The sequence below is a fragment of the Roseburia sp. genome (assembly GCF_041325975.1).
Lineage (GTDB): Bacteria > Bacillota > Clostridia > Lachnospirales > Lachnospiraceae > Roseburia > Roseburia rectibacter.
The window spans coordinates 45,425-69,744 of sequence record NZ_JBGLEJ010000005.1 but is presented as its reverse complement, the minus strand read 5'-3'; the positions used below and the strand labels follow the sequence as shown (position 1 = coordinate 69,744).

21 protein-coding genes and 1 pseudogene are annotated in these 24,320 nt (G+C 42.7%); all 22 read right to left on the bottom strand.

Annotation, left to right across the window (positions count from 1 at the left end; genetic code table 11):
- Positions 1-13 precede the first annotated feature (13 nt).
- Complete coding sequence (gene ltrA / locus ACDD58_RS11600; RefSeq protein ID WP_370777553.1) at positions 14-1,297, bottom strand: group II intron reverse transcriptase/maturase; 1,284 nt, start codon at positions 1,295-1,297, stop codon at positions 14-16.
- Between the two features lie 551 nt (positions 1,298-1,848).
- A complete protein-coding gene (gene gatB / locus ACDD58_RS11595; protein ID WP_186900631.1) occupies positions 1,849-3,279 on the bottom strand; it encodes an Asp-tRNA(Asn)/Glu-tRNA(Gln) amidotransferase subunit GatB in 1,431 nt (476 codons plus the stop codon).
- A 21-nt stretch (positions 3,280-3,300) separates the two neighbouring features.
- Positions 3,301-4,758, bottom strand: a complete 1,458-nt coding sequence (gatA, locus tag ACDD58_RS11590) for an Asp-tRNA(Asn)/Glu-tRNA(Gln) amidotransferase subunit GatA (RefSeq protein ID WP_117918800.1) — start codon at positions 4,756-4,758, stop codon at positions 3,301-3,303.
- A gap of 13 nt (positions 4,759-4,771) precedes the next feature.
- On the bottom strand, positions 4,772-5,089 hold the full coding sequence (gatC, locus tag ACDD58_RS11585) for an Asp-tRNA(Asn)/Glu-tRNA(Gln) amidotransferase subunit GatC (RefSeq protein ID WP_334302678.1): 318 nt from the start codon (positions 5,087-5,089) through the stop codon (positions 4,772-4,774).
- Positions 5,090-5,239: 150 nt separating this feature from the next.
- Positions 5,240-5,689 (bottom strand): annotated as a pseudogene (locus tag ACDD58_RS11580) (GNAT family N-acetyltransferase); the annotation flags it as partial.
- A gap of 122 nt (positions 5,690-5,811) precedes the next feature.
- Positions 5,812-7,143 carry an aspartate--tRNA(Asn) ligase gene (aspS, locus tag ACDD58_RS11575; protein ID WP_186900629.1) on the bottom strand — a complete coding sequence of 444 codons (1,332 nt, stop codon included), beginning with the start codon at positions 7,141-7,143 and terminating at the stop codon, positions 5,812-5,814.
- A gap of 535 nt (positions 7,144-7,678) precedes the next feature.
- On the bottom strand, positions 7,679-13,204 hold the full coding sequence (locus tag ACDD58_RS11570) for an Ig-like domain-containing protein (RefSeq protein ID WP_370777550.1): 5,526 nt from the start codon (positions 13,202-13,204) through the stop codon (positions 7,679-7,681).
- Positions 13,205-13,546: 342 nt separating this feature from the next.
- Entirely contained in the window at positions 13,547-14,005 is a 459-nt protein-coding gene (locus ACDD58_RS11565) for a low molecular weight protein-tyrosine-phosphatase (RefSeq protein ID WP_370777548.1), read from the bottom strand.
- Between the two features lie 441 nt (positions 14,006-14,446).
- Positions 14,447-14,722 (bottom strand): helix-turn-helix transcriptional regulator, encoded by a 276-nt coding sequence (locus ACDD58_RS11560; RefSeq protein WP_107435424.1) that lies wholly within the window; start codon positions 14,720-14,722, stop codon positions 14,447-14,449.
- Between the two features lie 103 nt (positions 14,723-14,825).
- A complete protein-coding gene (locus tag ACDD58_RS11555; protein ID WP_107435423.1) occupies positions 14,826-15,578 on the bottom strand; it encodes a DNA adenine methylase in 753 nt (250 codons plus the stop codon).
- Between the two features lie 84 nt (positions 15,579-15,662).
- A complete protein-coding gene (locus ACDD58_RS11550) occupies positions 15,663-17,222 on the bottom strand; it encodes a glucosaminidase domain-containing protein (RefSeq protein ID WP_370777545.1) in 1,560 nt (519 codons plus the stop codon).
- A 10-nt stretch (positions 17,223-17,232) separates the two neighbouring features.
- On the bottom strand, positions 17,233-17,538 hold the full coding sequence (locus ACDD58_RS11545; RefSeq protein WP_107435421.1) for a hypothetical protein: 306 nt from the start codon (positions 17,536-17,538) through the stop codon (positions 17,233-17,235).
- A 372-nt stretch (positions 17,539-17,910) separates the two neighbouring features.
- Complete coding sequence (locus tag ACDD58_RS11540) at positions 17,911-18,030, bottom strand: CD1375 family protein (protein WP_206197008.1); 120 nt, start codon at positions 18,028-18,030, stop codon at positions 17,911-17,913.
- A gap of 1 nt (position 18,031) precedes the next feature.
- A complete protein-coding gene (locus tag ACDD58_RS11535) occupies positions 18,032-18,382 on the bottom strand; it encodes a hypothetical protein (protein ID WP_107435419.1) in 351 nt (116 codons plus the stop codon).
- A complete protein-coding gene (locus ACDD58_RS11530) occupies positions 18,342-19,547 on the bottom strand; it encodes a reverse transcriptase domain-containing protein (protein WP_370777543.1) in 1,206 nt (401 codons plus the stop codon). Before ACDD58_RS11530 ends, ACDD58_RS11535 begins: the two co-directional genes overlap by 41 nt.
- Before the next feature lie 381 nt (positions 19,548-19,928).
- The gene (locus ACDD58_RS11525; RefSeq protein ID WP_370777542.1) at positions 19,929-21,224 is read right to left on the bottom strand and encodes a hypothetical protein; all 1,296 of its coding nucleotides are present in this window, start codon (positions 21,222-21,224) and stop codon (positions 19,929-19,931) included.
- An 83-nt stretch (positions 21,225-21,307) separates the two neighbouring features.
- Complete coding sequence (locus ACDD58_RS11520) at positions 21,308-21,535, bottom strand: hypothetical protein (RefSeq protein ID WP_107435416.1); 228 nt, start codon at positions 21,533-21,535, stop codon at positions 21,308-21,310.
- An 11-nt stretch (positions 21,536-21,546) separates the two neighbouring features.
- A complete protein-coding gene (locus ACDD58_RS11515) occupies positions 21,547-21,942 on the bottom strand; it encodes a phage tail protein (protein WP_107435415.1) in 396 nt (131 codons plus the stop codon).
- Position 21,943: 1 nt separating this feature from the next.
- Positions 21,944-22,807 carry a hypothetical protein gene (locus ACDD58_RS11510; protein ID WP_370777540.1) on the bottom strand — a complete coding sequence of 288 codons (864 nt, stop codon included), beginning with the start codon at positions 22,805-22,807 and terminating at the stop codon, positions 21,944-21,946.
- Positions 22,794-23,501, bottom strand: coding sequence for a baseplate J/gp47 family protein (locus ACDD58_RS11505; protein WP_107435413.1), 708 nt, complete (start codon positions 23,499-23,501; stop codon positions 22,794-22,796). The genes ACDD58_RS11510 and ACDD58_RS11505 overlap by 14 nt, the downstream gene beginning before the upstream one ends.
- Positions 23,501-23,950, bottom strand: coding sequence for a DUF2634 domain-containing protein (locus ACDD58_RS11500; RefSeq protein ID WP_107435412.1), 450 nt, complete (start codon positions 23,948-23,950; stop codon positions 23,501-23,503). The genes ACDD58_RS11505 and ACDD58_RS11500 overlap by 1 nt, the downstream gene beginning before the upstream one ends.
- Positions 23,947-24,312 (bottom strand): hypothetical protein, encoded by a 366-nt coding sequence (locus tag ACDD58_RS11495; protein ID WP_370777539.1) that lies wholly within the window; start codon positions 24,310-24,312, stop codon positions 23,947-23,949. Before ACDD58_RS11495 ends, ACDD58_RS11500 begins: the two co-directional genes overlap by 4 nt.
- Positions 24,313-24,320: the final 8 nt, after the last annotated feature.

The following is a 24,320-nucleotide window of genomic DNA, read 5'->3' as shown; positions in this document are numbered from 1 at the left end:
CGGTTCAATCAACTTAACAAGTAACACACCTTTCGGTGTAGTAATCTAACATTGAGACTAATCCAAAACGGGTTAGTCTTTCTTTTGTAACGGCTACATTCATGGCACCGCCTTGACAGCAGTGTGCGATTCTCGCACCATTATAAGCCGTTGAGTACGCTAGTTTCTTATATACCCCTAGCTTTATTAAGTTCTTCGCGCGATTCTGTGGAGTTTTCCAATGTTTCCATATACACATGCGCAATCGAAATCTTATGCTTTGGTCGAGCGTGGCACATAACACCTTCATACTACCTATTTTAAAGTAGTTAATCCACCCTCTGATAAGCTGATTAAGTTTCTCAACCTTATAGCTGTTACTAACGCCCCAGCTACGACAAGTGAGTTCTTTCATTCGCCTCTTGAACTTTGCTACTGATTTTGCATGTGGTTTTGCCTTAAATTGGTGTGCTCTTGAATCAAAGTAGAATCCGAAACCCAGATATTTCAATCCTCTTGGTCTATCTACTTTGCTCTTGGTCATGTTAACTTTGAGTCCTAGTTTCTCTTCAATAAAACGAGATATGTTTCTCATTACACGATTGGCAGACATTTCGCTTCCGACCATAATAATACAGTCATCCGCGTATCGTACAAAGTTAAGCCCTCTCTTTTCCATTTCCTTATCAAGTTCATTCAGCATGATATTTGCCAGTAATGGTGAAAGATTTCCTCCTTGTGGTGTTCCCACAATAGAATCCTCATACTCATCATCAATCATGATTCCACTGACAAGATATTTCCTAATGATAGAGATAACATCTCCATCTTTTATAGTTCTGCCTATGATGGTCATAAGCTTGTCATGGTTTACTGTGTCAAAGAACTTTTCCAAGTCAATGTCTACAATCCAGTCGTTGCCCTCGTTCATCATATCAAGTGCTGTCAGGATTGCCTGTTGTGCACATCTGTTCGGTCTGAATCCATAACTATGATCATGGAACTGCTCCTCATAGATTGGTGTTAAGACCTGTGCAATAGCTTGTTGTATAAATCTGTCTGTTACTGTTGGCACTCCCAGGTTTCTGAAACCGCCATCGGGTTTTGGTATCTCCACTCTCCGTACTGGCTGAGGTTTATACTTTCTTGTCCTCAGCTGCTCCTTAATGATTTCGCCGTTCTTTGCAAGATGTTCCTTAAGTTCTGTGCACTTCATTCCGTCCACTCCCTCTGCACCTTTGTTTCGTACGACCTGCAGATATGCTCTGTTGAGGTTATCGCTAGATAATATCTGCTTCATTAGACTACCTGTGTCCATGCGTTCTTTCCTTTCCGTCTCGCTTGATTTGACCATCTTTTACCCGATTGGTTACGGCAGATGTTATCTCTTCTGCAATACGAGACATACTCAAACTTATTGATTGTTCGCCCCTTTGCTCCATCTCTATTACAGAGACTTCTTCACTACTATGGGCTCGGCTGACTTCTCACAGTTCGTTGTTACTAGGCTAATGAAACCCCTGTGAGACCTCCACGCTTAAGGTGCACGCTCTTTCCTCTCATCTATCCGCCACATTTACTCGTACTTCCAGCAACTTTAGGACTTCATCTCTTTTGGCAGACTTATCCGTATTTCCGAGCCTTATATGTGATTTCTGTCCGTCGGACCAAGAGTTTGCTTACAGCTTCCTTCAGATTCCACCTCACGATGGACACCCTTGCTGTTCTGCTATACACTTCCTCGTTGCCTAGGCGTGTTCGGGACTTTCACCCATTAGAGCGCGCCCATGGCGCGCAAACCAAAAATATGAGGACTTTTTTCAGTCCTCATATTTTTATATACATGATGTTGGTATCAAATATAATACCTTACAGTAACTCTTTTAATATCTGGTTCACAAGCGCCGGGTTTGCCTTTCCTTTCATGGCTTTCATGGTCTGTCCGACTAAGAATCCGATTGCCTTTTCTTTGCCGTTATGGTAATCCTCAACCGACTGTGGATTTTCTGCTAATATTTTCTGTACTGTCTCACGGAGTGCACCCTCGTCGTTGACTGTCTTTAAGCCTTTCTCTTCAACATATTTTTCCGGATCAATGTCATCTTTAAAGATCAGTTCGAATACTTCCTTTGCGACCGTGTTTGTAATGGAACCGGAATCGGCAAGATTGATCAGTTTTGCAAGATTGACCGGTGAAAAACGGATATCCTCCGGATCCATGTTATTTTCTTTTAACAGGCGCATCGTCTCCACCATGATCCAGTTGGACACTTTTTTCGGTTTTCCGCAGAGCTCGGTTGCCGCCTCAAACAGATCCGCAAATTTCTTATGTCCAGTAATGATCTCGGCATCATATTTCGGAAGATCAAATTCTTTCTGGTAACGCTCCAATTTCTCCGTGCGAAGCTCCGGCTGGTTTGCCTTTACTTTTGCGATCCACTCGTCGCTGATCACGATCGGGACAAGATCCGGCTCCGGGAAATAACGGTAATCCTGGGCGTCCTCTTTGGAACGCATTTCATGGGAAGATTCCTTATTGTCATCCCAGCGGCGTGTCTCCTGCACGATCTTCTTTCCGGCTTCAAGCAGTTCAATCTGACGTGCACGCTCTCCCTCGATAGCTCTTACAATCGCTTTAAAGGAGTTTAAGTTTTTCATCTCGGTACGGGTTCCAAACTTCTTTGCGCCTGCCTCACGTACAGACAGGTTGACATCGGCACGCATGGAACCTTCATTTAATTTACAGTCGGAAGCGCCAAGATACTGGATGATCATGCGCAGTTTTTCAAGATAAGCAATAACCTCGTCCGCAGAACGCATATCAGGCTCAGATACGATCTCAATCAGCGGCACACCGGAACGGTTGTAATCAACAATGGAGACATCTTCCCACTCATCATGTACAAGTTTTCCGGCATCCTCCTCCATATGGATCTCATGGATACCAATGATCTTCTTTCCGGCTGCCGTCTCGATCTCAACACCGCCGTTTCTGCAGATTGGCAGATATAGCTGGGAAATCTGATAGTTCTGCGGATTATCCGGATAAAAATAGTTCTTACGGTCAAATTTGCAGTACTGGGTGATGCTGCAGTTTGTGGCAATTCCCACTGCCATCGCATATTCCACCACCTGACGGTTTAATACAGGAAGAGAACCCGGCATACCGGTACACACCGGACAGGTATGTGTATTTGGTGCACCGCCGAATGCTGTGGAACAGCCGCAGAAGATTTTTGTTTTTGTTGCTAACTCAACATGGACCTCAAGTCCAATGACAGTTTCATATATTTTACTCATCTCTATTCCTCCATTTTCGGATTATGCAAGCGGGCTGTGCTCATAGGTTCTTGTCTGTTCAAACGCATATGCCGCACGGATGATCTTTTTCTCTTCAAAGCAGTTTCCAATGAGCTGTAACCCGATCGGCAGACCATTTTTATCTTTGCCGCATGGCAGTGAAATACCAGGTAATCCGGCAAGGTTTACAGAAATCGTATAGATATCTCCTAAATACATCTTGATCGGATCACTTAAGGACTGTCCCAGTTTTGGTGCAGTGGTCGGTGCCGCCGGTCCTAAAATGACATCATATTTTTCAAATGCTTTATCAAATGCCTGTTTGATCAATGCCTTGGTGCGGAGTGCTTTCAGATAATATGCGTCGTAATATCCGCTGCTTAACACAAAGGAACCAAGCATGATACGACGTTTTACCTCCGGTCCGAATCCTTCGGAACGTGATTTTTTGTACATATTATGAAGTCCCTCATACTCTTTGGTACGGTAACCATATTTTACACCATCAAATCTTGCAAGGTTCGAACTTGCCTCTGCACAGGCGATGACATAGTAAGCAGGAATCGCATATTCTACCAGACTTAAGTCAAACTCTTCCACGATGGCGCCCTTTTTCTTTAATTCCTCTGCTGCCTGTAAAACTGCTGCTTTTACTTCCGGATCTAAACCCTCCCCGAAATAATCACGCGGAATACCGATCTTCATTCCTGCAACATCATCCACCAGTGCACTGGTAAAATCGTAATCTTCTCTTTTTACAGAAGTGGAATCCTTCGTGTCATAAGAAGCAATCGTCTCTAAAATCGTTGCACAGTCAGTCACATCTTTCGCAACCGGCCCGATCTGATCTAAAGATGAACCATAGGCGATCAGTCCATAACGTGATACCGTTCCATAGGTCGGTTTGATTCCGGTCACACCACAGAAAGAACTCGGCTGACGGATAGAACCGCCAGTATCTGAACCAAGTGCAAAAACACATTCCTCAGCCGCAACTGCTGCACAGGAACCACCCGAAGAACCTCCCGGCACATGCTCTGTGTTCCACGGATTCTTCGTCTCGCCATAAGCAGATGTCTCTGTCGTACTTCCCATGGCAAACTCATCCATATTGGTCTTTCCTAAAATCACTGCCCCCGCCTTTTCCAGATTTAAAACTGCCTCTGCCGTATAGGTCGGGATAAAGTTATATAATATCTTAGAAGAACAGGTGGTAAGCAAGTCTTTCGTACACATATTATCCTTAATGGCAACCGGAACACCTGCAAGCGGTCCAGTCAAAATGCCGTCATCAATCTGTTTTTGTACTTCTTTTGCACGTTTCAGTGCGCCTTCTTTATCTACCGTCACAAAGCTGTTTACGAGTTTTTCTTTTTTCTCGATGGCATCTAATGCCGCCATAACAGCTTCTTCTACTGAGATTTCTTTTGCTTTTATCTTTTTGCCGAGTTCCACGGCAGTCAAACTCATAATGTTCATATGATCCTCCTGATTAATCTCCAATCGTCTTTGGCACTTTAAATCCACCATCTTTCTGTTCCGGTGCATTAAACAGTGTCTCTTTACTGCCGTCCCCGTTTGTCACTACATCTTCCCGGAATACATTGTTTACCGGAAATACATGTGACATAGGTTCCACTCCTGTGGTATCAAGTTCGTTTAATTTATCAATATAGTTGAGCATTTCTTCCATATCTTTCTTGGCATGCTCTTTTTCTTCCTCATTCAGCTCTAATTTTGCAAGGATTCCGACATACTCGATCGTCTCGTCTGAGATTTCGTTTTTGCGTCCGGTCTTAACTGCCGGAATTTCTTCCTCTTCCTCGATTCCCGGTTCTTCAGCTTCTTCCGGTTCTTCTACGATCACAGGTCCAACCACCAGACCATAATAAGCAACATCCCCGGCTCCAGAATTGTTCCACTCAGCCTGAATCGCTGTTCCTTCATATTTAAGACCACACTTTTCCATCACTTTGGCTGAGTACGGATTTCTGGTATCACATCGCGCCGCGATCCTGCGTGCCCCAACTTCGTTAGTCAAGTATTCTACCACTGCCTCTAATGCTTCTGACATGATTCCTTTATTCCAGTAGTCACAGCTTAAACAATAACCGACTTCCATGGACTGCACTTTTTCATTGACAGCTACGACACCAATGCTGCCGATTGCCTCACCGATCTCTTTTAATTCGATACACCATTCATATTTTTCCGTTTTATCGTATGCAGCGATCCAGCCTTTTAAAATGCCTTTCGTCTCTTCTTCACTCTCATGTGCAGGCCACAGCAGATATCTTGTCACTTCCGGATCCGATGCCCAGTTACGGTACATCGGTTCTGCATCGGAAAGTGTAAATCGTCTTAAAACAAGACGTCTTGTTTCGATTGTTTTTGTTCCCAAATGTTTCACGGCTGTTCTCCTTTTTCATTCATATGATCCCTGTTTGCAAAACTCAATTTACATTCAATTTTGAACCTGATATGGATCTAAAATTATTTTGTTTTGGATTCTTTGCATCTGTTCTAACCTGATTACGGCTCTAATCTGCTTAAATCACGAGGGAATAAAGTAGTTTCACGAACATTGTCCTCACCGACTAATTTCATGGTCAGACGCTCTAATCCGATTCCAAGTCCACCATGTGGCGGCATGCCATGTTTAAATACGGATAAGTACTGTTCCATTCCCTCAGACTCCATACCACGTTTTTCAATTTTCTCCATCAGCCTGTTATAATCGTGGATACGCTGTCCGCCGGTCGTGATCTCAAGTCCCTGATATAAGAGGTCAAAACTTAACGTATACGTCGGATCTGCCGGATCATCCATGGCATAAAACGGACGTTTCTTGGATGGGTAATGCGTAACAAATACAAAATCTGCATCATATTCTTCTTTAAAATACTGTCCGATCAGTGCTTCCTCCTCCGGTTCAAGATCGTATGGATTTCTGATCTGACGGTGATATTTTTCCGCTACTTTTTCTTTTGCCTCATCAAACCGCACGGTCGGGATCTTTTCGACGTTCGGCAGTGTGACGCCTAATAACCGAAGTTCCTCTGCATAATCTTTTTTGAGCAGTGCGATCATATACTGCAAAAATCCGGTCTCCATCGCCATGATATCTTCGAATCCATCAATATATCCCATCTCAAAATCAAGGCTGGTGTACTCGTTCAAGTGACGTTTGGTATTATGTTTTTCTGCACGGAATACCGGCGCCGTCTCAAACACCCGGTCAAATACGCCGACCATCATCTGTTTGTAAAACTGAGGACTCTGCTGTAAAACTGCCGGTCTGTGGAAATATTCCAACCGGAACAGGTTTGCCCCGCCCTCTGCACTTTTTGCACCGATCTTTGGTGTATGGATCTCTGTAAACCCCTGACTGTATAAGAAATCACGAAATCCCCGTACCACACCTTCCTGAATACGGAATTTTGCACGCTCCCTGACATTTCGAAGGGCGATCGCACGGTTGTTTAAATTCGCCTCCAAGGAGGTATTTAATTTCCATTTTGAGATTGCAAGCGGCATCGGTGCAGCCGGTTCGGACAATACCTTGATTTTATCCAGACGGATCTCAAATCCGTGTGGTGCACGTTCCTCCGGTTTTACGGTTCCCTCCAACTCAATCGTTGCTGCCTCTTTTAAATCTTTTAAGTCAAACTGTGTTTTTCCTTCTTCGTAAACACACTGGAGCAGTCCTTCTCTCTTTCTTAAGACGATAAATGCAACTTCACCCATATCACGGATGGTATGCACTGCTCCGTTTACTTTTACACTTTTTCCCTCATAGCTGCCGGTCAGTAAATCACCGATCTCTAAGGTTTCCTTTTTGTTTACACCTGTCATGAATTCCATATTCTGTACACTCCTTTAGATATGATAAGGTGCGGGACGGGAACCTTTTTGAAAAACAAAACTCTGTCTTTCAGATTTTCAACAAATAATAGAATGCACGCTCCGCGAACATTCTATTATCATGAATACAAAAAACCCCGGAAAAGCATATGCTTTTCCGGGGCGAAATCTCTTAGTATCCCGCGGTACCACCCGCATTGAAAAATGATGTCGTTCTCATCATCTTTCCGCTCTCTGTGCTTAACGCGCACCCACGTACTGACCTACTTTCGATCCACTGCCGCTGTTTTTAAGATCAACCGCTCGTGCAAATTCCTGTTCAATCAGTCTGCTCCAGAGTGTTCCCTTGACCTTCTCTTTCAAACAGCGCTCTCAGTCGGTGACGCTGTATTCCTGTCGACGTCTGAAGATCAGAGTCTCTTTCATCGCTTTACTGTTTTAACGTTGTAACATTTATACCACATAGATTTCTTCTTTGCAATATTTTTTTGCAACTTTTTTTGTTTTATGCTGCATTTTTATTAATGCACCAACATTATTTTACAGTAATTTTGCAGGTTGCTTTCTTTCCACTTGCAGTTTTTACAGTAATCGTGGCTGTTCCTTTTTTCAGCGCCTTTACTTTACCATTCTTATCAACTGTTGCCACTTTTTTGTTGGAACTCGTCCAGGTAAGTTTATCTGTTGAGGAAGAAGGTGTCATAGTCGCTTTTAAGGTCAGAGTCCTGCCCTTTGCAACAGTCGCCTTGGTTTTGTTTAATTTTACCTTGGTTGCCGGTACTTTTACCGTCACTTTACAGGTTGCTTTCTTTCCACCTGATGTCTTTGCGGTAATCGTTACAGTACCTTTCTTTACAGCCGTTACAACACCATTTTTATCGACTGTAGCTACTTTCTTGTTAGAACTGCTCCATGTCACTTTGTCCGTTGCATTCTTATCAAGAGTAGCTTTCAGCTGTTTTGTTGCATTTTGCTTTAATGTCAGTTTCTTTGCACTCAGTTTAATACCTGCTGACTTCTTATTACTCTTTACAACGGTCACTTTACAGGTTGCTTTCTTTCCACTTGTTGTTTTAACTGTAATCGTAGCTGTTCCTGTTTTGACTCCTTTGATCTTACCGCTCTTTGTTACTGTCACTACCTTTTTGTTTGATGTAGACCATGTAAGTTTATCTGTCGTTGTCTTCGGAAATACAGATGCTGTCAGTTTTACGGAACTTCCTTTTTTGATACTCATCGCCGGTGTCAGATATACTTTGGTTGCCGGATCTGTAACCGTGATCTTACAGGTTGCCTTTAAACCATTCTTTGTGGTAGCTGTAATTGTAGCGGTTCCTGCTTTCTTTGCAGTTACTTTTCCGTTTGCATCTACTTTTACAACAGAGGATTTGGAAGATTTCCATTTCACGGATTTATCCGTACAATCCTTCGGAGTGACTGTTGCCTTTAAGGTATATGTTTTTCCTTTTTTCAGGCTGAGTTTTGTCTTGTTTAATTTGATCTTCGCTGCCTGTACCTGATCTCCTACAGTTACTTTACATTCTGATGTAAACATTCCGTCTTTTGTTGTCACGGTAATTGTTGCAGTTCCTTTGGCATTTGCAGTTACATTACCATCTTTGTCAACTGAAGCAACTGTTTTGTCAGAAGTCTTGTATTTTACTGCTGTGTTTGTTGCATTCTGCGGTGCTACTACTACATTTTCAGAAATATTTGCTGTTTTACCTTTCTGTAAGGTAATCTCTGTCTTTTTCAGTGAAACTCCTGTTACTTTGACTGCACGTTCTTCTGCCTTAATCTTATATGCAGGATCAAAACCAGGTTTTAAGTTTTCTTCATCCACAGAAACCTGTTTTACATGACCCTTGTCTGTTAAGATCACACCATTGTATGCCGGAACATTTACCGTTACACTGCCGCCTGCTGCACTGCAGCTGTTTCCTGTGATCACATCTGCAAGTTCTGCTGCATTAATTCCAAGTTCTGCAACATTTACTGTCACAGACTTGTCTGCTGCACTGTTGTTCATCAAAACAAGCATGATATCCGAATCATCACTTCTGACATAGCCTAAAATTTCTTTATCTGTGCCATATACCGGCTCTACGGAGCCTGTTCTCAATGCACTGTAACTGCTTCTTATTGCAGCAAGTTTTGCATACCATTTTACCAGATTCTCATTTCCTTCGCCCCAGATCATCGCACGGCGGTCATCTGGATCATCTGCACCTACCATACCAAGCTCATCACCATAGTAGATCGTCGGTGCACCTGCATAGGTAAACTGCATTAACGCAACTAAATACTGTTTCTGTTTTGCTGCATCTGAAGTATTCTCGTAAGTCGGGAATGCCTCTGCAATTTCTTTCTGTTTTCTATCGTCATCAATACCATCTAAGTAAGATAACAAACGTGTTGTATCATGAGAGTCAACAAGGTTCATCATTGCATAAAATGCTTCTTTCGGATAACGCTCTCTCAAACGCTCTAAAGTATTTAATGCATCTGCGGAATTCCCGCCCTTTGCATAAGCGATCGCTGCTCCACGGAACATATAGTTCATAACGGAATCATACATGTCACCCATCAGATATTTGACTGCATCCGTCCAGATCTCTCCAATGATCACATTGTCACTGTCAAGTGCCTTCACGGATTTACGGAAGTGCTGCCAGGTCTCATCCGATACTTCATTGGCAACATCGAGTCTCCATCCGTCCATTCCTTTTGACAGCCAGTACTGTGTTACACTGTTATCTGCGGTCTTACTTGTCTCATTTTTTCCGATTACTTCTTCTGCCCAGGTACCGGTCTGATATTCGGAACCGTTCGTTGCCTTGATGATCGGCATGGAGTCATAACCCCACCATCCATCATAACCATATACTGGTTTTCCGGCACGAAGTCCTACGGAATCACATACTTCATCGTCATTGTCATCTTTTAAAGTTGTATCGGAAAATACATCAAACCATTCTGTATAGTCATAGTTTGTAATTCCATACTCTGCCGTAAAATATTCTTTTGCCTGTTTTTCTGCTTCCTCTTTGGAAATCTTTTTCTCGCTCATGGCATCGTATACATATGCCCAGTAAGGATAAGCTCCGATCGTATCGGTTCCATCTTCCAGATACTCATAGTAACGGTCAAAATAAACAGAATCATCCGATACATGATTGAATACACCATCCAATACAACATGCATATTATTCGCTTCTGCTACGCTGACCAGTTCCTCAAAATCTCCAAGTGTTCCAAGGATCGGATCAATATTTTTATAGTCGCTTGTATCATATCTGTGGCTGGAAATAGATTCAAATACCGGATTTAAGTAGATCACGGTAACACCAAGTGCTTTTAAGTAATCGATCCGTTTGGTGATTCCTTTTAAGTCTCCACCATAAATCTCATTGCTCCAGTTTCCATCTCCCTTGTATGCATAAGTTGGATATGTATCCGGATGTAATGTGACCTGCTCCGGATTCTCCGGCAAAATATACCAGTCATTCATATATTCATACTGCATCGAACCTCTTGCATCCGAAGTGATGGTATCGTTTGTCACATCGCCATTATAGAAACGATCTGGGAAGATCTGGTAGATCACTGCATTTTTCATCCAGTCCGGTGTCTCATAACCTGACTGATATACAATCTGATCATATGGTAAAAGATTTAACAAATTGGCTGCCACACCGGTTCCATAAAATCCGTCATCATCGCCATACATTACCACTGCAGTTTCATTGTATACTGCAAAGAAATACTGATATTCTCCAAGTCTGTCATACCTTGTGGTAACAGACCATCTCTGTTTTCCCTCTTCCGCACCCTCTGCTTTTTTCATGGAAAGTGTTTTCTTTGCCACGCCTTTTACGACCAGTTTGACTGCAGTAACTTCATCTCCGGTATCGATGGAGTAGGTAACTTCCTCCCCGGTTGCCACTGCACCATATACTGATTTGTAGGCAGTGTCCTTAGAATCGAATACCAGTTTTTCCGTTGCAACCTCCTTGTCGGAAGCATCTGAATAATAGATGCCGGATTCCGGATCGTAATAGAATGTCACATCTTTCGTGGTATCTACGGTATATGTTTCCATTTCAACCGTCTCATCATCCGATACGATCTTTGTATCGGAATAAGTACCTGCCTCCATATTTTCCACAGTCGCACTGTAAATTCCGGTCAGTCTGCTGTCAGAAAATTTTGTATCCGATGGAATCCCTGTTCCCTGCAATGACAGGCTTGCCCCGAACTTATAATCGATACTGCATTTTGAATAGTGGCTGAAATCTGAATAGTAAATGGTAACATCCTGTGGTTCCGTCACCGTTACTGCAATATTCGATCCACTTGCAGCACCGCCTGCACCATAGCTTTCTCTCCAGTTACCCATCGCAATCTTGTACTCGTAATTTGCCGCCGGAACATTTTTAAATGTATAGGAATATAACCCCTCTCCCATGTATGTCATTATATTTGATGCTGCATCCCAGCTTTTTCCAGGAAATGTACCCGGTACACAGACCATTCTGCCGGTAAATTTATCTCTGGTATAAGAAAGATAAGTATCTTTTCCAACTGTAACACCAGCGGATGTTTCAATGTCTTTTTTTACACCATCTACTTCGATGTAATATACGATGTCCAATGCATCATCTCCAAGGAAAATCGCATCCGTGGTATATGCATTTGCAACATTTTTATCTGCTGTCATGGTAACCGTCTTTAATGCAGAAATTCCTTTTTCCTCCACCTCTGATTTTTTACCATAAACAACCTTTACTTTATCTTTTACATTTTCTGCAACAGCCGTGAATGTGGTAGTTCCATCTGCATTGTCGACTGCCTGGTCCGATACCTCTTTTGTGGAAGCAAGTGTAATAGTTCCATCTTTATCCATGTACCAGTTCCAGGTGCCGTCTTTCTGGATATAATATACATCGGTTGGCGTTTCTGCTACAAATTTATCCAACAGTTTGTCGTAAGTATTGTCACCTGTTTTTGTATCATCCGCATTATCTGCATCTACAAACTGAAAGCCTCCGAATGTTCCTTTGACAGTGAGTTTGTAAAATCCATTCTCTTCTGCTGTGAAAAGATCTCCTTTTACGTCCCAGCCGGTGATCGTTTCCTGACCTTTTGTATCAGTGATAGTCAATTTGTCATTCCAGTGCTGCATTGCCGGCTTTGACCATTTCGTTTCCGGTTTGATATGCATGGTAAGGTAAACAAGTTCCGGCTCTTTTAAGGCTTCTGTGCCTGCTGCATCTAAATACCAGCCCCATTTGCCATCTTTACAGATATAATAAAGATCTGTCGGTGTTTCATCTGTGTATGCTTTCATGGTGCTGACAAATCCCTGACCATTTGTATTCTGGGATGGTGTATCATAATCTAAAAACTGAAATCCGGTAAAATTACCCTGTAAAGTTACACTATAGAAATCACCGCCTTTATCCTGCGTTAAAATCTGTCCGACAGCTTCTCCCCAACCGGTAATTTCCTGATCTGTCTTAACTGCACCGGATACGACAGTATTATCATCTCCCCAAAACTGCAGTGCAGGTGTTTTATACTTTGCAGCACTGTTATCAAAATGCAGTGTCAGGTTCATCGATCCTTCTGCAGCTTTTAATTCCTGCTCTGTTTCCGTCTCTTCCTGCTCCACTGCCTCCGTATCTTCTACTGTCCCAGACTCATCCTCAGCCACTTCTGTGTCAGCTGATTCCACATCTTCTGTCTCCGTTTCTGATGCTTCCACATCTTCTGTTTCTGCCGTATCTGTTTCTGATGCTGCCGTCTCTGTTTCTTTTTCTGTTTTCTGGTTTTCGCTTGTATCTGCTTCAACCTCTACAACTGGATTTTCTTCCTTCTCTGTCGTAACATCCGCTGTACTGTTTTCTTCTTTTACATTTTCCTCTGTACCAGTCTCAAGTTCTGCAGCTGCTGCAGATATGGCTCCCGGTGTTTCCGGTAACGTTACCAGCATTCCTAAAATTAAAAGCCAGCTAAGTGATTTCTTAGCGGCCTTCTGTAAAATCTTTTTGTTTCTCATTTTTCAAAGTCCCCCATTTTGGATTTTCAATCATACCCCTGTTTATGGATAAGATCACTAACCGGTCTTATACATTTTCTGTTCCCCTCCTTTAAATTTCGTTTTTTTTCGTACCTCTATAGCATACATTCATTCGTTGATTTGAACAAGTTCTTTTTGTATATTCTTTTAATTTTCGTCTCTTTCACCAATTTTACGAATCGATTTTTATATATTATTCGGATATTGACTTTTAACGAAAATATACGAAAATATTTTCAAATAATAATTTGACAAAAAAAACAGTGTTCCGTATCAATATAAACACTGTTTTTTGGGGATATTTATTTATGAAATTTTTAATCAGATCTGTCCTGTTTCTTTCAGATGTGCAAGCAGCCCCTCACAGCCGGCTACGACATCTTCGTAGGTTTCATCAAATCTGCCGGAATACCAGGGATCTGATATGGATCTGCCTTTTCTTTTTGTATCTGTGGAAAAGTCCAAAAGCAGTTTTATCTTGCTGTCTACATCCTGCCCTGTAATCCGGATGGTGTTTTTGATATTGTTTGCATCTGCACAGAGCAGATAGTCATAATACCTGTAATCTTCTTTTGTTACCTGTTTTGCACGTTTTTCAGAAAAGTCTGTGTATGGCGTTTTCCCAATTCCATGTTTCCTCAACTCCGCCTGCGCCGGCGGATAGATCGGGTTGCCGGTGCCGTTCCAGATTTCTTCGGTGCTTGTGGCAGCGGAAGCGATCTCAAATTGGTCGGCTATACCACGCTTTGATACCATATCTTTTAATATAAATTCGGCCATTGGGGAACGGCAGATGTTGCCGTGGCAAACAAATAAAATCTTGATTTTTCTCATATTTCCAGTATTTTCGGGCTTTTCAAGCCTTTTTACCTTTCTTCATTTTTCACTTATTCTGGCATATTTTGGCATATCTTTGCATATTTTTGTCATCAATTTTGGTAAAAACTTTGGTAAATTTCAAGTCTGTACCAAAGGCAAATCTGCCATTGGGAATCGACAGGTAAGAAATTGGGGATTAAGATAAATACTGGCATTCAGCCATTTTTCTCTCATTTTCATCAGGTCATTATGAATTAATTGCTTTTTGAAAATCTTCCTGTGTTGCTTTGCGCACAAAACACAAAATTTTTTCGTATAAAATACAAAAACCACTTTTAAAAAGGAATTTAAAAAAGGACGCTTGAAAGATATTTAATAACCTTTCAAACGTCCTTTCGTGGCTTAGTCTTTTTCTTTTTTCTGCTTACGATTTCCATGTTCTTCAAGAATCAAGTATTTTCCAGTCGTCTTCCGTTCATTTGGTATGTATTCCAATAGATCAGTTATCGTACAGTCTAAAGCCTCGCAGATTTTATCTATGTGGTCTACATTCAAACGAGGAACAAGCTCATGATACCATTCGTTGATAGTTGACGGACGAATCCCAGTAGCATCAGCCAAATCCTTCTGAGTCCATCTTTTCTCGCCAAGCAGTCTTGATAGATGAATTTTAACCATGATTTTATGCCCCTTTATTTAGTTTATCACGAGGCATAATTTTAAATATTGTTTTGTTAGAATATAACGTATTGCGTTATTTATACCCTAAAAAAAATAATGTTTAAAAGTTTTTGATGATTACTTCATCGAATGTATCAGCATTCAGTTTGTTCGTTAGATTGCTGTTCCTGCTTATTCCCTCGATGTGATAATCCTTATATAAATCACGGATAAATTCATCATCATTATAGGAAAGAATAAACTTTCCTTTAATCCCATCTAAAACGGTCTTTAAACGAATATGGTCATCATGTGAAAACCCTCCTTCATAATATTTCTCGGTGCCATGATATGGCGGATCTAAGTAAAACAATGCTCCCGGTCTGTCATACACCCGGATCAGGCTTTCAAAATCCCTGTTCTCAATGACCACATTTTTCAAACGCTCCTGCACCTCTGCCAGATATTCAATCGAATTTGTAAGGTTTTTCTTATTCGTTCCGAAGGTCTTTCTGTCAGCTCCGAAACTCACCTTTATAATATGAAAGTATCGTGCTGCCCTCTGGATATCTGTAAGCCCTCTGGCATTCAGCTGGCTCTTATTGTCAAAGAACTGTTCCCTTGAAATTGCCAGCCAGTTAAGTTCCTTCTGCAGTTCCTCACAGTGGTATTTGATGCAGCGGTACAAATTGATAAGGTTGCTGTCTGCATCATTAAATACTTCCAGTTCTTTTCCCACTTCCTTGCCAAACAGCACCCATCCGGCTCCACCAAACACCTCAATGTATCTGTCAAAGCCTTCCTCTGGGAACCTTTCAATAATCGCCTTTCTAAGCAACCTTTTTCCACCAATCCATGCAATAAAACTGTTCATTCTTCTTCCTCCTGATTTTCAATGTTGGGGCATTCAATCAGGTAATCCGGGAGCATTTCAGCCCCCGGACAAAACTCATTCCTATTACACTTTCTCGGTATAAGAAAGGCAGATCCAGACCGGAACATATTTTCCGTTGTAAGGCTGTTCAGACTTAATACGTCCCCACAAGCCTTCCTCACCGGATTTGCTTACCTTTCCATACTTTTCCTCCACAATGGTATACGAGCCCACCGGGATGTGACCAACAGAAGCAGTGTCAATGGTTGCTCCAAGTCTCATCTTCAAATCGCTGATTTTCACACGCACCATATAAGGAGCAAACACATTTTCAGGATATACATTTACACCTGCTTCATCAAACACACTGTAACCAGGATTCTTGTCTACACAAGTCTTTGCATATTCAAGCGAATGGTACGCTCCAATCTGGCTCTTGGCATCGCTCCAGTTCTTTCTGACACGATACCAGCTTTCTGCTGTTGTCTGTTTCTGCTGATCATAAGCGGTGAGATTGTATTTTTCAATGATACTGCACACCTTGTTAACATAATCCGGAGCAGTTGCATAGCCACCGTCCTTGATGATCTGAACCGCTTTCTTGTAATCCTTCTCGCCTTTCAAACCAGCGTATCTAAGTGCTTCGCCTTTCTTTGCACCCAGCAGGTATGCGGAATGATCAGCAATAGATGCTTCGACATTCGGATATGCCCTGAATGCAGCTGTAACCGTTACATACTCTCCATTTACATATTCCTTCGTCTCCTTGGTATATTCACTCGTTCCGTCCCATGAGCTTCCAGACCAAGTGTTTCCGGATAACGAGCACTTCATTCCAAAGCAGTTATTTGCCATCTGTGCGAGCACTGATTTTCCATATCCTGATTCCAGAATAAACTGTGCTGCTGACACAGAGGCAAGGATGCCGGTGTTCTTCATATCAGCAGTACATAACTCGCCAACTCGCTTCACGATATCAGTATCTGCCATATTCGCAAACTCTACCGCCTGAATACCGGTATCCACTGTCACAGATGCACCCACAAAGGATGCCATGCATTCTGCACACGCCTTCGCCAGCTTACGAAGATTGCTATCATCCATCAGCCATTTACAAGCTTCAGTATTTGTATGGAAAGAATGTTCTGCGATAACGCCCGGAACTCCGGCTAAGAAGCTGCCATTCAGCACTCCATAGTAGTTATCGTCTTTCTTTCCATTTCCATCTCTGTCATTGTCGGATAATCTCGAATAAATCTGATATCCGTCCACGCCCATTGTGTTCTGGATAACCTTTGCAATCTGTGCTGCAAATTCTCTGGACTGATCATCAACCAAGGTTTCATTACGATCTGTAAAATGAATCGCCACTGCTCTGTTTACTACCTCAGTACCACAGGCATTTGTGTGGTTGCTCACAAACAGATCGCATCCGGCAGCCATTTTTCCTCTGGCTGTCAGATCCGGATTCTCATTGATATTACTTCTGGTTACGAGAACCTCAATTCCCATCTGCTCCAGATATTCCTTCTCATACTGTGTCAGTTTCCAGACTGTCGCTGATTCATAATATCCAGAAACGACCCCGGCATTATATTTCTCTCCATAATGCCCTGGATCTAAACAAATACGTTTCTTTCCCATTGTGTACCTCCTAACTGTCCACTCTGCTTTCCCTTAACTTGGCTACCAGCTCATGTACTCCGGTAGAGCCGGAGGAAAGAATTAAGCCGGTAATCACCTTTGCAATAATAGGCAGCTGTGAACTGTAGCCCATCAAAGCAAAGAAATCAATGTCGAACATCAAAGCAAAAAGCGCTCCGAAAGCTACCGCCCATACCGGTGCCTTAACGATGTTCATTACCTTGTCACCCACAAGCTCCTTCACTCTGTCCACAAGGAACTGGATCAGGATTGCGAATACCACGATAATAGTTACTGCATTGCTTAAACTTGCCATTTTCTGCGTCTCCTTCCATATTTTTTTGTATTTAAAAAAGGGCTTTGAAAGCCCTTTTAAACACCTTTGCTGCATTCAAAAAGGAGCCTTGTTTCAGACTCCTCATTTACAAGAAAAACCCCGTCAACATTTTCCTGAATGTTTATCAACTATTCAATTCTTCTACAGTTATACTCACTGACATCCAACTGCTTTTCTATGTTTTCAAAAGCCTCCCTGTAATACGATTTGACCTCTTGGGAAACCTGCTTTGTGTGTTCTAATTCAGTCACGAGTTTTCTCAGCAGATCCGATTGCTGAGTAGTGATGTCACACAACAGGTCTATCACCGCCAACAGATTCATAAAGCCACCCTTTCCGGCATTTCATCGTTTATTCCGCAGCATCTTCTGCAGCTTCGATTGCTGCTCTTACATCGTCCCTGAATTTCTCCGGAATACTGTCGATTGTTCTTTTTCCAGCCTTTACTAATTTAATATACAGTTCCAACATCTTAATTACCTCCCGTCTTTGCTTCATACAGTTCCGCTACTGCGTTCATAATAATGAGCTGATTTTCTTCTGTTGCGAGCAGTTTTTCATAGAGTTCTGCCTGTGCTCCCATGCTGATCAGAATGTTCTCGTTTACTTTTTCAGTGTTCTCTTCCTGCTGGATCAGATTATAATACTCTTCTTCACTCAGGAAACGATACTCGCATGTATAGCCCACTTCTTTCTCTTCGCTGCCATCCATACTGTCTCGTTCGATACGATTGATATTTCTTCTCTGGATGTAAGTATTGGCATTTACCATTTCCAACGTTTCAGGCAGTGAGGAGCAATTCTCTGTTTTCCATCCTTGCATTTTTATTTGCCTCCTTGTCCATTTTAGATATGATGCGTTTGATCGCCCTCACGCTTATAAGTGGCTTAATATACATCAGATACCACTCATAGGTGTCAGAGTGTGTTATCCAGCCCATCAGGGAAATAAAACCCTTGCAGAGCCTTAATGGATATTTCTTCTTTTCCATCTTCTTTTTATTGAGTTTCCTTGCTATCCTCGCAATATGTATCAGCGTATGCTTTCTTATGATTACCCGATTTCGATAGAACAGCCAGCCCATTGCCGATACTTCCCTGCCGGTTCTCCTGCCATTCTTTTTAATGTACTCAAACCGGAACACCTGCCAGTCACCTTTCATTTTCAGCCTGATTTTTCCAAGCCACTGCTTAATGAATATAATCGCCATGTGCAGCTTCTTTTTATTATCATCTGCCATCGTGAAATTATCCATATACCGGATAAAGTGTGCTATTTTCAGCTTGCACTTTATCAGAAAATCCAGCCCCTGCAGGAGAAAGTTTGCCAGCCACTGTGACAAATAAAAGCCCAGTGGCAGCTTATCTGGAAACCATGTCAGGCACACATCTATCAGATACATAAATAAAGCATCTTTGATACGTTTTAACAGTTTTGGTCGGATAAACTTATACTTTGCATGGTCATAAAAATGTCGGATATCGCACTGTGCAAAATTCCGGATACCTTTCCCAGACTGAATCCATCTTTTCATCGCTTTCATTCCCCGATGTGATCCACGCTTGGGAAAAGACGAATAGCTGTGATGGTAACTGCTCCCTTGAATAATCGGCTCCAGAATTAGCACAATAACGTGCTGTATCCACAATTCAACCATTGTCGGTACATATATGACCCTTGTTTTCCCAGCTTCTTTTATAATAACCGGGTTATGCTTTGGTGGTTTAAATTCCAGTTCCGGATTTTCCACCTTCCATCCGGCTGGCTTCGTATTCTGGATAATTTTCTGTATTTTCTCAACCCATCCATCTAAATCTTCCTCCACCATTTGAATATCTTTTCTGTCACTTTTTCCACGCTTCATCCGCTTAAATGCCCGAAGGATAACACCCTTTTGGCAAGCCAGCGTGTATAAATATCTGTAACTTTTCTTTTTCTTCCAAGGAATGCCGGTCTCTTTTTCAATGTCATATTTGAACTTATGCATTTTATCTTCTATCTCCTCGCCGCTTTCGAACATTACTTACTACTTGCAGCTCCTGACCGGAATAATTTCCACTCACCAAAACCTGTAAAGGCGGATATAGCAGTATTTCAACTGTCTGCGGTGTATATGACTATCGGTAACATTTTGGACTTATAGTTTCTTGATAGAATCAGGACGCCCCGTAGTTCCACCAGGCGTTAGCAGCGACATTGTTCAGTGTGCGAGCCCAGAGCCCGTCATTAGCACCGTTGTTGCAATTGCCGAACCGCAGCGAAACCGCCGGAGAGGGAGTTCCGATAGCCCCTCAAGATCTTTAAAAAATCATTCCTATATTTTATACAAAGCAGTTGGGGGAAGACCCCCAAACCCCCTATCTGCAGCTTACGCTGCAGCAGGTGCTGGAAGAAGTTTGGACGCCCCGCAGTCCCACCAGGCGTTAGCAGCGACAACGTGCAGTGCGCGAGCCCAGAGCCCGCCAGTAGCACCGCTGCCGCAATTGCCGAACCGCAGCGAAACCGCCGTTATTTCTGCGTTCACCCAAGTGTGATCACAGTATCCAGTAGCAGAACTGCATGCGATTTCATCATTTGGCACTGCACCAAAATCCTTTACCACCTGAGTTGTTGCATAATATCCGTTTTTTGCCAAATTCACTCCAGTATCCAGATATTTAGCCCCGGTTAAGTCATAGGTATAATCCGGGGACACCTTTATTCTTCCGTTAATCAGGAGCATATACGGATCTCTCTGCCACAGCATATAACTCCCCATAACGCAGCTATGGAAAATCTTATTGAAGGACTTATTATCATTAGAACCATAAAACTGTCCTCCGCCAATGACTGTATTGATTTTCGTTCCGTAATGTTGTGTTTTATCTTCAACGTAGGTAGAACACATGCCTGATCCAAAAGCAGTCTGAGAGTCGGTGCTCTTGCTCAGCAGAATACAGATGTCTGCCAATGTATTCGTTAATGCACCGCCAAAGAAAAGAGCTTTGCTGGATGCTGCCTGAATTGCTGTATACTGCTCGGCAGTCCCGATTGCTTTTCCGGTTGCATTGTCTGCAGCTGAACCGGAGGCTGTTAAGCAGCTCCACTGCCCTGCAATACTTCTCATCTTTCCATTGGAATCAATGGAGCCATAGAACATCGGGATCAGCATATAATCTCTTTCTTTTCCAAGTACATTAAATCCTACTGCATGGAAATCATCATCCACTTTTCTTTCACAGAAATATACATAGCGGTCATTTCCAACCTTATATTCCTTCTTGTAGATTTTCTTTACGATTGCCATCGCATCACCGGCATAATCAATATTAGCCGCATCAGAGTTCGTTCCATCCGCTTTCTTCGTATAATCGTCCGGATCTAAGAAGTAATCAATACCTCCATCCCAATTACACATAACCGGTACATTGGCTTTCAGCCAGTCCCAGTCAGCCCATGAGCCATAATTCATGGCGTGCGTGCTCATGTTCATGCTCATAGGTGTAAAGTCCTTGTTCGCACCAAGGTACTCCACTCTTGTGGACGGATTCAGGTCGGAAGCTTCATGGATAACCATTCCATAAATCGGTGCATCATCCGGTACCAGATTTCTCACCAGCTTTTCCACCTGCTCCTGCACTTCAAGCAGTGTTTCCTGCTCTGCAATAAAAACCTTTTTCGACATTTTCTACCTCGTTTCCAGCATAATATAACACTTTACGTTTTATATTTGCTTATTTTGTTAGATTATAACGTAATACGTTATTTTTACAGTTCCTCATAATATAAATGACCGTTTTCCATGCCTAATCGCATCTTCCCACCGTTCACGTCATCCTCAAAGATCTTCGCATCCCTGCGGTTGGCTTTTCCGTTGTTGAGAAGCTGGGCATATCGCTCATTAAAGTAATCTGCATGTGCCGGTGTGGTAGGCTCCAAAACCTCCATCTGTTCGTTGTAAACCGGCTCATCCTGAATCGTTAAATTCTTCGCCATGTCCTGCCTCCCTAAAATGTATCGTTGATATAGAAAGTCATGCTGATATCCGCATCCTTTCCTTTTGCGGTAAAACGCTTGATGGTAACGATATCCCCATCCGCATCATAGAGTCCGATTTCGCTAATCGCAGCACCCGGAAGCTCACTCTCCTTTAGCTCACATTCATACTTGCACTTCGTATCGCTCAACATGGTGTAAGTATCGTATTTCTTTCTGAGCAATTCGTTCTTCAGTTCTGATTCTGCCTCCAGCGGTGCGATAACATTTCCATCCGCATCCACACCACCATCACCAAATACAAAGCCCACAATCTTAGGCAGCTGGATTTCTCCAGCTCTGGCTCTCAGCATCTTTTTCCTTCCTGCAATTGTAATAATCTGATTCTGTGTAAGGTTCTCTGCCATTTTACAATTCCTCCTCTCGCCTTATGGCATCTAATATCCTTGTTCCATTTAACTGATAGCTGCCATCCAGCAGCCACAAGTCTTTCTTTATAACAACACCTCCCGGTGTCATTTCCTCGATATTGGTATTCCCCAAGTCAATTGCCAGACCGTATGTATCTGGTTTTCTTAACACATTCAGCTCATAGCTGCCATCCATCTGCCATGTTCCATTCAATCTCCGGACATTCCAGTAAGGCGAGTCAAAGCCGATAACCACTCCGGCATCAGTAAACATCTCCTGCAGCTGTGATGTAGCAGATACACTCACATCCAGTTCTACGCTTTCCAAAACCTCGACGTCTCCCATATCGTAGCTGATGCCCCATTCATCCGTTTTTCTTCCGACTCCCAGATTATAGGTGCCATCCAGCAACCATGTTCCATTTAACCTCCGGACATTCCAGTAAGGCGAATCAAAACCGATTGTCATTTCCGTTACCGAGAAGACCTCTCCGATACTTGCCGAGTAGTCCAGCAGCAGAATTATTTTATACATCAGATGAGCCGGTACCCATTTATCCAAAAACTTTCGGACATCCGGCATATCGATATGCTGCAGCTCACTCACATCCAGAACAATCTCCGCAAGCAACTTCTCAGCATATCCGGTAACATCAACACCGGCTCCGGTTCTCTCTGACAGTTTATTTTCCAGCCATTCTTCATTGATCAGCTCCTCGTGGAGTAAGGATGCTCTCTGGTACATCTCATCAATGATCCGTTCTATTTCAGCCAGAATGATATCCTCGGCATTCAGGACATCATTCATCTGTCTCATATTGCGGACTCTTGCTGGAAGCATTTGGCTGTTATTCAGTGACATTGACCGTCAGCTCCTGCAGAGCAAAATACTTGTTGTATTCTGCAGTAATGGAGTCCTGAGCTCCGTTGACCTTCAGGATTCCCACTTCCTTCACACCATCCACTCCACTGATGATGTTACTGATTTTATAGTAGTTCAAAGACACTGTTCCGCTTTGGAAAGCGATCTGAGTGAAATACTCCTCGATCTTGCTCCTGATCTGCGTTTTCACGGTTTCTTCTGTGTAACCGGACATTTTCACAACGCTGCATAAAATAACAATCGGAATGCTCTCCGCAGCATCCACAACCGGATCAGCTCCAACCGGACGCATACTGTTTATGTATTCCTGGACAAATGCAATCTGTTCTTCCGTTGGTGGCTTGGCATCCACTGTAAGAATCGCAATCGACACAAGCCCGGTTCCATCCCTTGGTGTGTCCACCTTTGCATTTCCCACAATGACATTACCCTCTGCATCCGTGGCTTCCTTTGCCCATCTCACATAATGCCTCTCGTTTCCGCTGGTACCCATATCCTCCTCTTTGTCTGTCAGGGTATTCATCAGAGGAACAATCCTCATGGCATCAAGCCGGGCAAGCTCCTCAGCCACCGCCTGAAGATTATCCATTGAGAAGCTGCCTTCCATCTTGGTATCCTCATTTTTCAACGCAGCCTTCATCCTTGCCAGTATTCCTTCAGCACTAAAATCCATTACACTCTCACCTCCCTCACCGGAACCAGAATTGTGTTTGAACCATAAATGCTGGTGCAGTCAAAACTCACCGTCATCCCGGTAGAAGTATTTTCAAAAATAAAATTATCCAAACGCTTTATATATGGATTGACCATAAGAGCTTCAATGATAAAGCGTTCAATTTCCAGTTTGACAATCTCCACGTTCATGGAGTGTCCGATTACCTGATCCTGAATTTCTGAGCCAAATGCAAAGGAATATGCGGTATAATGACATCGCTCCGTGAACAGGGCTTTAAATATCCAGATGCGGAGTGCTTCATTTCCCTCCACCATGTAGGTGCGTCCTCCCTCATCCAGAAGCAGCTCGTTCTTTTCGAAGTCATAAGCATATTCCTTCAACATTGGCAGTTCGTCATTCGTCTCAGTGCTTGTGCTTGTTGAATCAATAAAAGGAAAAATACTCATGCCTTAACCGCCTTTCCTGCTATATAAAAAGAGGATCCGGTTATATGCACCACAACCGTGTCCCCTTTCTTAAGCACATACTTCTCGTGAAACTCTTTCAGGAACTCATAAGCCTCCTGCGGTTCAAAAGGTGTAATAAATGGCTTTTTGATGTCCTCGCCACTATCCGAAGCATTCAGCATCAGTGCCGGATTGATGTAAAGGTTCTTTGTGATAGTTGTATTGTGCATCTTGATTGTCAGTGGTTTTACCGACAACACATCCGCCATATAGGTACCATCCACTCCATCAGCACTATTGCAACCACCAGTTCCCTTTCTGATTGCCTCGACCATTTCCACAATATTTCTGTTTGTCGACACCTTTCCAC

Bases quoted from the DNA above. Each gene is read 5' to 3' on its own strand.
- ACDD58_RS11545 (WP_107435421.1), bottom strand. From the start codon at position 17,538: ATGGCAAGTTTAAGCAATGCAGTAACTATTATCGTGGTATTCGCAATC.
- ACDD58_RS11505 (WP_107435413.1), bottom strand. From the start codon at position 23,501: ATGGATTTTAGTGCTGAAGGAATACTGGCAAGGATGAAGGCTGCGTTG.
- ACDD58_RS11555 (WP_107435423.1), bottom strand. From the start codon at position 15,578: ATGAACAGTTTTATTGCATGGATTGGTGGAAAAAGGTTGCTTAGAAAG.
- ACDD58_RS11565 (WP_370777548.1), bottom strand. From the start codon at position 14,005: ATGGCCGAATTTATATTAAAAGATATGGTATCAAAGCGTGGTATAGCC.
- ACDD58_RS11550 (WP_370777545.1), bottom strand. From the start codon at position 17,222: ATGGGAAAGAAACGTATTTGTTTAGATCCAGGGCATTATGGAGAGAAA.
- ACDD58_RS11515 (WP_107435415.1), bottom strand. From the start codon at position 21,942: ATGGCAGAGAACCTTACACAGAATCAGATTATTACAATTGCAGGAAGG.
- ACDD58_RS11510 (WP_370777540.1), bottom strand. From the start codon at position 22,807: ATGTCACTGAATAACAGCCAAATGCTTCCAGCAAGAGTCCGCAATATG.
- gatA (WP_117918800.1), bottom strand. From the start codon at position 4,758: ATGAACATTATGAGTTTGACTGCCGTGGAACTCGGCAAAAAGATAAAA.
- ACDD58_RS11520 (WP_107435416.1), bottom strand. From the start codon at position 21,535: ATGGCGAAGAATTTAACGATTCAGGATGAGCCGGTTTACAACGAACAG.
- aspS (WP_186900629.1), bottom strand. From the start codon at position 7,143: ATGGAATTCATGACAGGTGTAAACAAAAAGGAAACCTTAGAGATCGGT.
- ACDD58_RS11570 (WP_370777550.1), bottom strand. From the start codon at position 13,204: ATGAGAAACAAAAAGATTTTACAGAAGGCCGCTAAGAAATCACTTAGC.
- ltrA (WP_370777553.1), bottom strand. From the start codon at position 1,297: ATGGACACAGGTAGTCTAATGAAGCAGATATTATCTAGCGATAACCTC.
- ACDD58_RS11500 (WP_107435412.1), bottom strand. From the start codon at position 23,950: ATGAGTATTTTTCCTTTTATTGATTCAACAAGCACAAGCACTGAGACG.
- ACDD58_RS11525 (WP_370777542.1), bottom strand. From the start codon at position 21,224: ATGTCGAAAAAGGTTTTTATTGCAGAGCAGGAAACACTGCTTGAAGTG.
- ACDD58_RS11540 (WP_206197008.1), bottom strand. From the start codon at position 18,030: ATGTTGGAACTGTATATTAAATTAGTAAAGGCTGGAAAAAGAACAATC.
- ACDD58_RS11535 (WP_107435419.1), bottom strand. From the start codon at position 18,382: ATGCAAGGATGGAAAACAGAGAATTGCTCCTCACTGCCTGAAACGTTG.
- gatB (WP_186900631.1), bottom strand. From the start codon at position 3,279: ATGAGTAAAATATATGAAACTGTCATTGGACTTGAGGTCCATGTTGAG.
- ACDD58_RS11530 (WP_370777543.1), bottom strand. From the start codon at position 19,547: ATGCATAAGTTCAAATATGACATTGAAAAAGAGACCGGCATTCCTTGG.
- ACDD58_RS11560 (WP_107435424.1), bottom strand. From the start codon at position 14,722: ATGGTTAAAATTCATCTATCAAGACTGCTTGGCGAGAAAAGATGGACT.